The sequence below is a fragment of the Leucobacter sp. CX87 genome (assembly GCF_018682295.1).
Classification (GTDB): domain Bacteria; phylum Actinomycetota; class Actinomycetes; order Actinomycetales; family Microbacteriaceae; genus Cx-87.
Genome location: NZ_JAFIRI010000004.1, coordinates 186,672 through 199,089 on the forward strand (window position 1 = coordinate 186,672; position 12,418 = coordinate 199,089).

The window sequence follows — 12,418 nt, forward strand, 5'->3', positions numbered from 1 at the left end:
AGGCGGCCCCAGTGGACGTGTTCTTCGAAAACATCGGCGCAGTCGGCACCGGGTTTTGGATGACCCTGCGCCTGCTCATCTTTGGCGGCCTCGGGGCGATGGCGATCGGTCTCGTCGTGGTGACGATGCGGATCTCGCCGGTCGCCTCGCTGCGCGGCTTCGCGACGGTGTACACCGAGATCATCCGGAATACCCCGCTCGTCATGCTCTTCATCTTCATGGTGTTCGTCCTGCCGCTCATTGCGCCGGACAAACCGTCGTACCCGATCCTCGCGATGATTACCCTGGCGATCTACACCTCACCGTTCGTGGCAGAGGCGTTGCGGTCAGGGATCAACGGCGTCCACGTCGGGCAGGCTGAGGCGGCCCGCTCGATCGGGCTGAACTTTGGGCAGACGCTCACGCTGATCGTGCTGCCGCAGGCGCTGCGCATGGTCGTGCCGCCGCTCATCAACGTGTTTATCGCGCTCACGAAGAACAGCTCGGTCGCCGGCGGGTTCTTCGTGGTTGAGCTCTTTGCGGTCGCACGAAGCCTCACGAACGAGAACGGGCAGGCGGTCATCCCCATCCTCGTGGGCATCGCGCTCTGCTACCTCGTGATCACCGTTCCGCTCGGCCTCATCGCCGGGCAGATTGAGAAGAAGGTTCGGGTGCTGCGATGAGCACGGCAACGGTTCTCTACGACGCCCCCGGCCCCAAGGCCAGGCAGCGCTCGGTCCTCATCTCCGTCGTCGGCTTGATCGCCGTCGCCGCAGTGCTCGGCTGGGCCATCTGGCGGCTCGCCCAGCCGCAGGTGGCGGTCAACGGCAACGTCACTCCCGGCATGTTCGACGCCTCCCGCTGGGACGTGCTCGCCTACGGCGAGGTCTGGGGCGCGATCGGCAAGGGCGTCGTCGCTACGCTGCTGGCCGCCGTCACCGCGATGGTCGGCGCATTCATGATTGGCATTCTCTTCACCTTCGGCCGGCTGGCAAAGTCGATGTGGATCCGGGTGCCCGTCGCCGTCGTGCTCGAGTTCTTCCGCGGCATGCCCGTGCTGCTCATGATGCTCTTCATCCTGCTCGTCGCCTCGACCGGCGCCTTCTGGGCCGTCGTAATCGCGCTCGCCGTCTACAACGGCGCGATCGTGGGCGAGGCGCTGCGCGCCGGCATCGTGTCCCTGAACAAGGGCCAGCGCGAGGCGGGGCTGTCAATCGGGCTCACGCCGATTCGCACCCGCATGCTCATCGAGTTTCCCCAGGCGTTCACCCAGATGTTGCCCATTCTCATCGCACAGATGATCGTGCTGCTCAAGGACACCTCGCTGGGCTACATCGTGGCCTACTCGGAGCTGTCAAAGACGATCAAGGACATGGGTAACTACTACGGCAACGCCTATCTCTTCAGCTTCTGGGTCGTGGCGGTGGTGATCTACCTGGCGATCAACCTCACGCTCTCTTGGGTCGGGAGGCGCGCGGCCCGGCTGGTCGAGGCGAAGAAGGCGTGACGGCGGGCGCACCCACGGGGGCACCGGAGCCCGCGTACGTCGACCCGTTCGACGGCGCCCGCTCCCCGATCGGGGTGCCGCGATGGCGCTCGGACGGGGGGCGACCGCTGCTCGTCACCCCGGGGGGCGGCATCGGTCGAAGTGAGATCGACAGCGCCGAGCGCAGCCTCTGGCGTTACCGGGCGGCCCTGCCGCTCGCAGTCGCGCGCCCGATCAGCCTCGGCGAGGGGTGCACGCCGCTCGTGGAGCGCGACTGGGAGGGCGCACCCGCGCGCTTCAAACTCGAATGGTTCTCGCCTACCGGGAGCTTCAAGGACCGCGGATCGAGCGTGATGCTTTCGGTCCTGCGCCAGCAGGGCATCACGCGGGTGCTCGAGGACAGCTCGGGCAACGGCGGGGCCTCGGTCGCCGGCTACGCCGCGGCCGGCGGGCTGGGGGTCACGGTGTTTGCGCCGGCCACGACGTCGCCCGCCAAACTCGCACAAGCCCGCGCGTACGGGGCCGAGGTGCGCCTCGTCGACGGGCCGCGCGAGGCGTCCCAGCAGGCGGCCATCGAGGCGTTCGCGTGCGGCCAGGGGTTCTATGCGAGCCACAACTGGCAGGCGTTCTTTCTCGAAGGCACGAAGACCCTGGCGTACGAGATCTGGGAGGACCTCGGCTTCACGGCGCCCGACCACGTGATCGTGCCGGTCGGCGCGGGCAGCAGCCTGCTCGGCTGCGCGCTCGGCTTCCGCGAGCTGCTGCGCGCCGGGGCGATCGACCGGCTGCCACGGTTACACGCGGCGCAGCCGCTGAACTGCTCGCCCGTCGACGCCGCCTTCCGGGGCGAGCGCGACGAGCGGCCAGTCCGCCCCACCGCGGCGGAGGGCACGGCGATCCGGAGCCCGCTTCGTCTCGCCCTCATGGTCGAGGCGCTGCGCGAGTCCCGGGGCCAGAGCATCGCGGTTCCGGAGGACGGGATCCTGCGCGCCCGAGACGCGCTCGCCCGCACCGGAATGTTCGTCGAGCCCACCAGCGCGACCGCGGCGGCGGCGCTCACCCAGCTCCGGGCGCGCGGCGCGATCCTGCCGGGAGAGACCACAGTCGTCGTGTTGACCGGGTCGGGGCTCAAGACGCCGGCGGCCGGGTAGCGAATCGCCACCCGGCCGCGAGCATTCGGTTTTTCCTCGGACTACGCCTCGGTCAGCGCCTCGATGTCGGCCGCGGGGCCCTCGCCGCGCTGCTCGGCACGGCGTTCGGCACGCGTCGCACGGCGCTTCTCGCGCCGCTCGATGCGCCTCTCGCGTCGCCGCTCGACCAGCGTGTAGAGAATTGGCACGAGGATCAGCGTGAGCAGGGTCGAGGAGATGAGCCCGCCGATCACGACAATCGCGAGGGGCTTCGAGATGAAGACGCCGCCGCCGGTGAGCCCGAGCGACATCGGGATCAGCGCGAAGATAGTCGCCGCAGCGGTCATGAGGATGGGCCGCAACCGCAGTCGAGTACCGTGCTCGACCGCCTCGGCGAGCGAGGCTCCGTCGGCGCGCAGCCGGTTGACGAGGTCCATGAGCACGATCGCGTTGGTGACCACGATGCCGATGAGCATGAGCAGGCCAATCAGCGCCGGCAGGCCGAGGGGCGTGCCGGTGATGAGCAGGCCCAGGATCGCTCCCGTCGCCGCGAACGGAATCGAGACGAGGAGGACGAACGGCCCGCGGAAGCTGCGGAACGTCGCGACCATCACGAGCAACACGAGCAGGATCGCGCCGAGCATCGCCGCGCCCAGCTGAGCGAACGCCTCGTCCTGCTCGGCGCTCACCCCGCCGAGCTCGAAGCTGACGCCGGCGGGCAGGTCCACCGTTGCGATGGCCCGCTCGACCGCGGCGTTCGCGGCGTCGAGTTGCCCCTTGCGCGGGGTCACGGTGAGCGCGACCTGGCGCTCGCCGCCGGACCGGGTGATGGACGGGGCGGTGAGTTCCTCCTCGATCGTCGCGATCGCGGACAGCGGGAGCGCGGTCCCCGAGACCTCCATGGCCTGTTCCTGCTCGGCCTCGGCGCGCTGCTGCTCAGCGAGCTGCGTGGCCGAGTCGGCCTGCGCCTGCCGCAGCGCCACGAGCTGCTCGTCCATCGCCGCGATCCCGCTCTGGGTCCCCGAGAGGGCGCCTTGCAGCGCGGCAATCTGCTCGGCACGCTCGAGCTGGGCGCGCTGCATGGCGTCCTCGTCGGGCGTGAGGGGCGGGCCGGGCACCACGGGTGCGGCGCTGAGCGCGGCCAACTGCGCGTTCAGTTCGCCGACCTGGCCGACGAGTTCGGCGCGCTGATTGGCGGCCTCACGCATCTGGTTCGCGAGCTCGTTGTTCCCCTTGATGCGCGCTGCCTCGGCCTCAGCCTTGGCCTTATCCTGCAGCGCGTCGGAGGCGATCTTCTGGGCCTCCGCCGACTGCTGCGGGGTCACCGGCAGCAGGATCTCGCCCAGCTTTTCGACCGTGCGCTCGGTCCCCGGGGTGCGCACCATGATGGTGCGCTCTTGTCCGTCGAGCATGAGCTGCCCGACGGTCTGTCCCTCGAGGGCCTCCTGGATGGCCCGCGCGACCATCGCCCGGTCGAAGCCGAGCTTTGCGGCCTTCACCTCGTCGAGCTTCACGCGCACGACCGGCTGTTCGCCGGCGAGCTCGCTGCGCACCGACTGCACACCCTTGGCGTCCGACAGCTTCGCTTCGAGCAGGTCGCTGGCCTTGCGCAGCGCGACCGGATCGTTGCCGCGGATCTGCAGTGAGATGCCGCCGCCGCCCGCGCCGCCGACAAACGCGTCCTGCGTCAGGGTCTGGAAGTCGTCGGCGTTCCCGAGGCGTTCGAGCGCCTTGCTGACCGCGGCATCAACCTCGTCGACTTTCGCCCCAGTCTCCAGCTGGACGTCGTAGGAGATGGTCGGCGGGGCGTCGCTGACGTCGAGGGGAATCGACGTCATGATGTCGCGCACCCCGTCGACCTTGGCAAGGGCCTTCTCGACCGGCTCGGCAGCCTTGATGAGGTCGTCCGCGTTCTTCGTGCCCTTCGGCGACTGGGTCAGCTGCAGGCTCTCGTTCCCGGAGGAACCGAGGAAGTCGGTGGGGATGAGGACGCTGAGTCCGAGCGTGCAGAGCAGGATCACGCCCGAGGCGACGAGGGTGATGACCGGGTGGCGTCGAGTCGTGTTCAGCGCCGGCATGATGGCGCGCTGGAGCCGATCCGGCGGGGTGTGGATCTCGTCGAGGTCGGACGTCTCGGCCACGGCGGCCGGTGCGGCGGCCTCGAGCTCGGCAGTCGGCAGGTCACCGGCAGGATCCTGCTCGGCCGGCATCGTTGCCGCAGCCTGCGGCGCGCGACCTCGCATGAAGAGGTACGCCAGCACCGGGACGATCGTGAGCGCGACGAGCAGTGAGGCGAGCAGCGCGATCGTGACAGTGATGGCGAAGGGCCGGAACAGCTGTCCGGCGATGCCCGAGACGAAGGCGATGGGCAGGAACACCGCGACGGTGGTGAGCGTCGAGGCCGTGATGGCGCCGGCGACCTGGCGCACCGAGGCGATGACGCTCTCGGGGGTCAGCTCGCCCGGACCGCGGCGGCGACTGATGTTCTCGATGACCACAATGGAGTCGTCGACGACGCGGCCGATCGCGATGGTCAGCGCGCCGAGGGTCAGGATGTTGAGGGTATTGCCGCTCCACCATAGTCCCACCAGGGTGATCAGCAGGGAGAGCGGGATCGACACCGCGGCGATCAGCGTGGAGCGCCATGAGCCGAGGAATGCCAGGATGACGAGAACCGCGAAGAGGAGTCCCAGCCCGCCCTCGACCGAGAGGTCGTGGATTGACTGCTCGATGTAGGGGGCCTGGTCGAAGATCGTGACGAACTCCGCTTTGAGCTCGGGCGCGAGGCGGTCGAGCTCTGCGGTCACGGCGTGCGAGATGTCGACGACGTTCGCGCCCTGGGCGGGAGTGATCTGCAGGGTCAGCGCGGGCTTGCCATTGACGCGCGAAATGGAGGTCGCGGGGACCGTCTCCACGTGCACGTCCGCGAAGTCCGAGATGCGCACCACGCCGTCCCCCGCAGTGATGGGCAGGGCGGCGATCTCCTCGACCGAGGTGAGCGCGGAACCGACGGTGATCGAGAGCGCGCCGTTTTCCGACTCCGCCTGACCGGCGGGGAGGGCTGCGCCGTGCGATTCGAGTGCCGGGGCGATGAGATTGGGGTCGACCTTCAGGCGAGCGGCGTCGGCCGGACGAATGTCGATGACGATCTTCTCGTCCTCGCGCCCGGCGAGCTCGGCCTTCTGAACGCCGGCGACGCCCTGGAGCGCTGGGACCACGGTCTGCGCCATCTTGTCGGCAAACACGGCCTCGTCGCCGCTCGTGCCAGCGCTCAACACCATCGCGGGCATCTCGTCGGAGCCGCCCGAGAAGACGGTCAGTTCGGTGCCCCGCGGGAACGTCGGCTTCAGTGCATCTGCGGCCGCCCGGATCGCGCGGAGCGTGTCCTCGTCATCCGTGCTGAACGGCCACTCGACGGTGATCGAGGCGAAGCCGCTCGACGTGTCGGAAACCACGCTCTTGATGCCGGGAACCGCTTGTAGCGCCTGCTCGACCGGCTCCGTCACGGTGCGCGCCATCTCCTCGGGCGCGAGACCGGGCGACTGCGCCGACACAAATGCCATCGGCACCTGCATCGACGGCATCAGCTCTTGCTTGAGCGCCGACATGGAGAAGAGGCCCATGGCCGCGACCGCGAGGGTCAAGAGGCCAACGATGAGGCGATTCTTGAGGCTCGCGCGTGTGAGGAAGGTCATGGGGCCTTTCGGGTGATGCTTCGGCGCTCGGCGCCGGGTCACCGCAGATGTGCGCGGAAACGGCGCACCGACGCACGATGGCGGTGACGACTACTTCTCTCACTCTGGCGTGAGCCGCGTCGCCGGGCATCAGCCCTGGGTATGACCGGTGTCGTCCTACGGGATGATTCCCCGAGGCGCCGAGTCGCGCATTAGCGGGACCGTGTGGGAGAGACCTCGACCCAGGTGGGGTGCTTCGCGCTGCGACCGTCGCCGCTCGAGCGGCCGGTCAGGCGTCGCCCGATCCACGGCAGCATGTGCTCACGGGTGTAGCGCAGCTGCTCCCTCGTGCCGGGTTTCGGGACCGGATCGGCCAGCAGGGTCCAGTCTGCAGGGGGCTCGTAGCCGAGGGCGCGAAGCACATTGGCGGCGACGCGGTGATGCCCGACGGGGGCCATGTGAAGGCGGTCGGTCGACCAGTACTGCGCCTTCGGGAGTTCTGGGTCATGCCAGTTGTCCACCAACACGACACCGAGCCGGTCGGTGATGCGCTGCGTTCCCTCTCCGAGGGCTTCCGCCTTCGCCCGGAAGCGGGAGCCGCCGGGAAGGCCGCCGGTGGGGTCTGCGCCGAATAGCAGGATGGGTGTGGCGCCCGACTCCACGATCCGTGTCAGCGCCCGCTCGGTCTGCGCGAGGATGCTCGCCATATTGGTTCCCGGGCGCAGCATGTCGTTCCCGCCGCCGTTGAAGGACACGAGCGTGGGGCCGAGCTCGAGGGCCGGCTCCAGCTGCTCCGCCAGGATCGGGGCGATCAGGCGCCCGCGGATGGCGAGATTCGCGTACTGCACGGGTGCGCCGGTCGCGCGGGCGATGCCCTCCGCCGTGAGGTCGGCCCAGCCCCGCACCGATCCATCAGCGAGTTCGTCGCCCACGCCCTCGGTAAAGCTGTCGCCGATGGCTACGAACTTGATGTCAGTCACGCTCGTAGCCTACGACCGAATAGGGCCCGACGGTACCGACCGGGGCGGCACCTCGGCGATCCTGATTTGACCGACTGCCCGGGCGCGTCGTAAGCTTGATCTTTGGCTGGGCGGATTTCCCCGTCCAGATCGTATGTGAGCCTCGCGTCGTACTGGGTTTTGGCCCCGAACGGTTCGTGAAACACATGCCGACAAGTGATCTTGGGTAACGCGGTCCCGCGTTACGGTACTCAGGAGGAATACATCATGGCAGCAGTGTGCCAGGTGACTGGAGCCGTTCCCGGCTTCGGACACAACATCTCGCACTCGCACCGTCGCACCAAGCGTCGGTTCGATCCGAACATCCAGAAGAAGACCTACTTCGTGCCTTCGCTCGGCCGCAAGGTGACCCTGACCCTCTCGGTCAAGGCCATCAAGCTGATCGACGTTCGTGGCATTGAGTCAGTGGTCGCAGACCTCCAGAAGCGCGGGGTGAAGATCTAGTGGCGAAGCAGCAGGACGTCCGTCCGATCATCAAGCTGAAGTCGACGGCAGGCACCGGGTTCACGTATGTGACCCGTAAGAACCGCCGCAACAACCCCGACCGTCTCGTACTCAAGAAGTACGACCCGGTGGTCCGCAAGCACGTCGAATTCCGAGAGGAGCGCTAAACATGGCTAAGAAGAGCATGATTGCGAAGAACAAGCAGCGTCAGGTCATCGTCGCGCGCTACGCAGAGAAGCGCGCCGAGCTGAAGAAGGCGCTCATCGATCCCAACGGGACCGACGAGAGCCGCGAGGCTGCACGCGTGGGCCTCCAGAAGCTGCCCCGCAACGCTTCGCCGGTGCGCGTGCGCAGCCGCGACGTCATCGACGGCCGCCCCCGTGGTGTCCTGTCGAAGTTCGGTGTCAGCCGTGTTCGCTTCCGCGACATGGCCCACCGCGGTGAGCTTCCGGGCATCACCAAGTCGAGCTGGTAACTTCTCGTCTATCAAAAACGGGCGCGAATCCTTCGGGGTTCGCGCCCGTTTTTGCGTTTCCGGATCCGGCGAAACCCGCACAGTGCGGTTTCGCGCGCAGAGAAACCCCGGAATTCCGGGATTCTTCTCCCAGGCGCACTTGCTGCCCCGGCCCCCCACCGTCGCCACACGGAGCGCGCACAGAACCCAGTGCTGATCTGGGGAAACCTGCTAAGGATCCGAGCGCTCTGCCGCGGCTGCCCCGATCGGGGCAGGGCTGCTAGCGCAGGGCCACGGCGCGAATCTGAAAAGATCAGCCGCAAAGTTCCGCGGATTTCCGCCGATGTGTTGTAGATTCTTAGCGATCACTTGATCGAAACCCCGGCGACGGGGATACCTGAACACGATCAGGGGCTCGGCTCTCGAGTCCGGTGCCCTGGGAGGACAGAACATGTCACTTAACAAGACTGAGCTCGTTGCCAAGATCGCTGCTGACACCGGTCAGAGCCAGGCCGCTGTCGCGAGCGTAGTTGACGGCTTCTTCGCCGCTGTTTCCGAGACCGTTGCCAAGGGCGACAAGGTCTCGATCCCCGGCTGGATCGCGTTCGAGTCGGCGGACACCGCTGCACGTACGGGCCGCAACCCCCAGACCGGCGACACCATCAACATCCCCGCAGGCAAGCGCGTCAAGGTCTCGGTTGGCAGCAAGCTGAAGGCTGCAGTCAAGTAGCTCACCCCGCATCTTGTGTGATGCCCCCGGCAGGCTCAGCCTCCGGGGGCATCGCTGCATCTCCCGCACGACGGGCGACGGCCAGGATCCTGCCACCGGCAACGCGTAGGCTTGGCGGGTGCCCTCTTCGTCTCGCACCCGCTCGTTCGGTGCCGCCTCCGGTCCCGCGCGCCTCGCGCTGATCCTCGGCCCCGCGGCCCTCCTCGTATTCAGCGTCGCGGCGCTCGCCGTTGGCCTGCAGATCGGCGGAGCCGGTGCGGAGCGCCAGCTGCTCGACCCCGGGGCGTTCGTCCGCTTCGCGGGCCCCCTGGCGCGCACCCTGGTGAATCTCTCGGGCGGGATTCTGCTCGGTGCCCTGATCTTCCAGCTCTGGTCGTACTCGACCGAGAGGCGCGAATGGCAGCTCGGGCTCGACCTCGCCGCCGGTGCCGCCGCACTGCTCACGGTATCGGCCGCGACGACGCTCATCGTCACGTATGTCGACGTCTCGGGCCTGGCTTTCTCGTCGAGCGAGGCGTTTGGCGCCGGTCTCGCCCAGTTCGTCACCGAGATTGAGCTCGGGCGACTCTGGCTGCAGGTCGTGCTCGTCGCTGCGGCGACCTCAGTGCTGTGTTTCGCGGTCCGCGACCGGCGGTTGGCGTTGCTGCCGCTGATTGCTGCCGGCGTCGCCATGTTCCCCCTTGCCGCCCAGGGCCACGCCGCAGGGGCTTCAGGGCACAGCCAGGCCGTGAACGCGCTGCTGGTACACCTCGTCGGCGCAGGCGCCTGGATCGGCGGCCTCGTGAGCCTCGTGCTCGTCTCGCGCTTCGTCGACCGCCCCCGCCTCGCCGTGCTTGCCAGCCGCTACTCGTCGATCGCCCTGTTCGCGTTCATCGGGGTAGCCGCCTCGGGCGTGGTCAGCGGCTGGATCCGCGTCGGCTCCCTCGAAGCGCTCTTCGGCACCGGCTACGGGATCCTGCTGCTCATCAAGACCGGCACGCTCATCGTTCTGGGCGTCTTCGGTGCGCTGCAACGGCAGTTCTTGCTGCGGAGGATCGACCGCCCGGGCGCCGCGGGAGCGCGTATTTTCACCTGGTTCGTTGTGCTCGAGCTCGCCGTCATGGGGATCGCCTCGGGAATCGCGGGTGCGCTCGGACGCAGCGAGACGCCGGTCGCGCTCGAACCGGCGCGTGGCAGCAACGGCCTCGTCTCTCCCGCCGAATGGCTTACGGGGGACCCGCTGCCGCCCGAGCTGCTGCCTTCGAGCTTCCTGACGGTCTGGAAGTTCGATCTCGCGTGGACGCTCGTGTGCGTTTTCGCCGTTGGCCTCTACCTGGCTGGCGTGATTCGCCTGCACCGCCGCGGGGACACCTGGCCCATCGGTCGCACGATCCTCTGGGTGGCCGGCATGGTCGGCCTGTTCTACGCGACCAACGGTGCCCTGAACGCCTACGAGCAGGTGCTCTTCAGCATGCACATGCTCATGCACATGCTGCTCATGATGATGATCCCGCTGCTGCTCGTGCTCGGCGCCCCGATCACCCTTTTGCTGCGCGCGACGAAGAAGCGACAGGACGGCTCCTGGGGTGCCCGCGAGTGGGTCATGTGGATGGTGCAGACCCCGTACTCGAAGTTCATCACGCACCCGCTCGTGGCTTCGGTCATCTTCGTCGGTTCGCTCTGGGTGTTCTACTTCTCTGGCCTCTTCCGCTGGTCGATGGAAGAACACCTGGGGCACCAGTGGATGATCGTGCACTTCCTCATCTCGGGGTACCTGTTCTGCCTGTCGATGATCGGCGTCGATCCGGTTCCCTACCGCTTCCCGTACGCGTTGCGCCTGGTCACGCTGTTCGCCTCGATGGGCTTCCACGCCTTCTTTGGCGTCATGATCATGGGCTCGACCGGGCTGTTGCTCGCCGATTGGTACGGCGCGATGGGCCGCACCTGGGGGGCGACCCCGCTCGAGGATCAATCCGCCGGCGGCGGCATCGCCTGGGGCATCGGCGAGCTGCCGACCTTTGCGCTCGCGCTCATCGTGGCGGTGCAGTGGGCACGCAGCGACGAGCGCGAGACGAAGCGCCGCGACCGAGCCGCCGATCGCTCCGGCGAGGCCGAGCTCGAGGCGTACAACGCGCGCCTGGGCAAGATCGCCGCCCGCGACGAGCGAATGGGCAAGCGGGAGGGTTGATCCTGCACTGCGTTTCTCTCTCGCCCTGATTACTTCACCTCGTTCGCGCATCTAGTGAGCGCAATAGGTGCTTTCACGAATCGTGAAGCAGCACTTTGCGCTCACTAGATGGGGGCGTGGCTGCGGGTCGCGGGCCGGGTTCACCCAGGCGACTTCGCGCAGGATCCCGGCAGAGCCAGGCTGTACCCAGGCAGAAATCGCTGGCGGCGCTGGATAGACTGGTTCGGTCCCCCAGTGTCTTGTGGGATGCCCGGCGCCTGCCGCGGCCGACGCATCGCGCCAGACGCGAGGAAGGATTCACTGCCGTGAACCGACGCATGTTCCGCCAGATGACCGCAGCCGCAGGGCTGGTTGCTGCAGCAACGCTCGTGTTGAGTGGCTGCGCATCGCCGCAGGCCGGCGAGTCTGAGGGAGGTGCCGACGGCGCGACGCAGCTCCGCATGGGCACGCAGCCCTGGCTCGGCTACGGCCAGTGGTATGTCGCGGAGGATCAGGGATTCTTCGCCGATCAGGGCGTCGAGGTAGAGCTGACGAGCTTCAGCGCCGATGCTGATGTGAATGCCGCCCTCGCGGCGAAGAAGCTGGATATGGCGAGCGTCGCCAGCCACACCGCCCTGCAGTTCGTCGAGAACGGCGTCGACGTATCGATCGTGCTGATGCTCGACACCGCCACCGGCGCCGACGCGATCCTGACCGACGGCAGCATCAGCTCCGTCGAGGGACTCAAGGGCCAGAAGGTTGCCTACGAGGAGGGTGCGACGAGCGAACTACTGCTCGGCGACGCGCTCGACCGGGCCGGCCTCACGTTCGACGACATCGAGCGCGTGCCGATGGGCGCCGACGAGGCAGGAACGGCGCTGATCGCCGGCAGCGTGCCCGCCGCCGTCACCTACGAGCCCTACGTCAGCTCGGCGCTCGGCGCCGGCAAGGGCATCGAGACCCTCGTGACGGCCGCCGAGCACGAAGGCCTCATCTCCGACGTACTCGTCGTGCGCAACGACGTGCTCGAGGCTGAGCCCGAGGCCGTCCGGGCCGTCATCGCGGCATGGGGCGACTCGCTCGACTTCTACGAGGCAAACACCGACGAGGCCCGCGCGATCATTGCGGCCGGCGTCGGCAGCAACGTGGAAGAGCTCGCATCGGCGTTTGACGGCGTGCACTACTTCACCCTCGCCGAGAATGCCGAGATGCTGGACGGCTCGTACCGCGACGAGACCCTGCCGGCGATCATCAAGGTGGCCTCGCGCATCGGCATGATCGAGGGCACGGCCGACCCGAAGTCGATTGTCGACGCCAGCTTCCTGCCCCAGCCGTAGTCGCGCAGATCCGAGCCGC

The 12,418-nt window shown here is 67.9% G+C and carries 11 protein-coding genes; 9 read left to right on the plus strand and 2 right to left on the minus strand.

Translation table 11 applies throughout. The features are described from left to right. Positions 1–11: 11 nt before the first annotated feature. Genes KOE53_RS06375 through KOE53_RS06385 form a run of 3 tightly spaced genes read left to right on the plus strand, consistent with a single transcriptional unit; the run spans position 12 to position 2,616 of the window. Positions 12–662, plus strand: a complete 651-nt coding sequence (locus KOE53_RS06375) for an amino acid ABC transporter permease (protein ID WP_256434434.1) — start codon at positions 12–14, stop codon at positions 660–662. Beyond that, entirely contained in the window at positions 659–1,486 is an 828-nt protein-coding gene (locus KOE53_RS06380; protein WP_188045133.1) for an amino acid ABC transporter permease, read from the plus strand. The genes KOE53_RS06375 and KOE53_RS06380 overlap by 4 nt, the downstream gene beginning before the upstream one ends. Beyond that, the gene (locus KOE53_RS06385) at positions 1,483–2,616 is read left to right on the plus strand and encodes a pyridoxal-phosphate dependent enzyme (protein ID WP_188057824.1); all 1,134 of its coding nucleotides are present in this window, start codon (positions 1,483–1,485) and stop codon (positions 2,614–2,616) included. Before KOE53_RS06380 ends, KOE53_RS06385 begins: the two co-directional genes overlap by 4 nt. A 41-nt stretch (positions 2,617–2,657) precedes the next feature. Here the strand turns inward: KOE53_RS06385 and KOE53_RS06390 are convergent, their stop codons facing one another. Both KOE53_RS06390 and KOE53_RS06395 read right to left on the minus strand, forming a co-directional pair. Then, positions 2,658–6,290: an efflux RND transporter permease subunit gene (locus tag KOE53_RS06390; protein WP_188057825.1), complete on the minus strand. Its 3,633-nt coding sequence runs from the start codon at positions 6,288–6,290 to the stop codon at positions 2,658–2,660. A gap of 191 nt (positions 6,291–6,481) precedes the next feature. Further along, positions 6,482–7,249 (minus strand): SGNH/GDSL hydrolase family protein, encoded by a 768-nt coding sequence (locus KOE53_RS06395; protein ID WP_215401678.1) that lies wholly within the window; start codon positions 7,247–7,249, stop codon positions 6,482–6,484. Between the two features lie 246 nt (positions 7,250–7,495). Here KOE53_RS06395 and rpmB point away from each other — a divergent pair, with 246 nt between their 5' ends. The 6 genes from rpmB to KOE53_RS06425 all read left to right on the plus strand — a co-directional run bounded on the left by rpmB (position 7,496) and on the right by KOE53_RS06425 (position 12,399). Next, on the plus strand, positions 7,496–7,732 hold the full coding sequence (gene rpmB / locus KOE53_RS06400) for a 50S ribosomal protein L28 (RefSeq protein WP_188045136.1): 237 nt from the start codon (positions 7,496–7,498) through the stop codon (positions 7,730–7,732). Next, positions 7,732–7,899 carry a 50S ribosomal protein L33 gene (rpmG, locus tag KOE53_RS06405; RefSeq protein ID WP_188045137.1) on the plus strand — a complete coding sequence of 56 codons (168 nt, stop codon included), beginning with the start codon at positions 7,732–7,734 and terminating at the stop codon, positions 7,897–7,899. The genes rpmB and rpmG overlap by 1 nt, the downstream gene beginning before the upstream one ends. Before the next feature lie 2 nt (positions 7,900–7,901). Beyond that, positions 7,902–8,207 carry a 30S ribosomal protein S14 gene (rpsN, locus tag KOE53_RS06410; protein WP_188045138.1) on the plus strand — a complete coding sequence of 102 codons (306 nt, stop codon included), beginning with the start codon at positions 7,902–7,904 and terminating at the stop codon, positions 8,205–8,207. 430 nt (positions 8,208–8,637) lie between these two features. Then, positions 8,638–8,916, plus strand: coding sequence for an HU family DNA-binding protein (locus KOE53_RS06415; protein WP_188045139.1), 279 nt, complete (start codon positions 8,638–8,640; stop codon positions 8,914–8,916). A gap of 118 nt (positions 8,917–9,034) precedes the next feature. Continuing rightward, positions 9,035–11,083: a bifunctional copper resistance protein CopD/cytochrome c oxidase assembly protein gene (locus KOE53_RS06420; RefSeq protein ID WP_353055598.1), complete on the plus strand. Its 2,049-nt coding sequence runs from the start codon at positions 9,035–9,037 to the stop codon at positions 11,081–11,083. 305 nt (positions 11,084–11,388) lie between these two features. Beyond that, the gene (locus KOE53_RS06425) at positions 11,389–12,399 is read left to right on the plus strand and encodes an ABC transporter substrate-binding protein (protein ID WP_188057826.1); all 1,011 of its coding nucleotides are present in this window, start codon (positions 11,389–11,391) and stop codon (positions 12,397–12,399) included. The last annotated feature ends 19 nt before the right edge of the window (positions 12,400–12,418 follow it).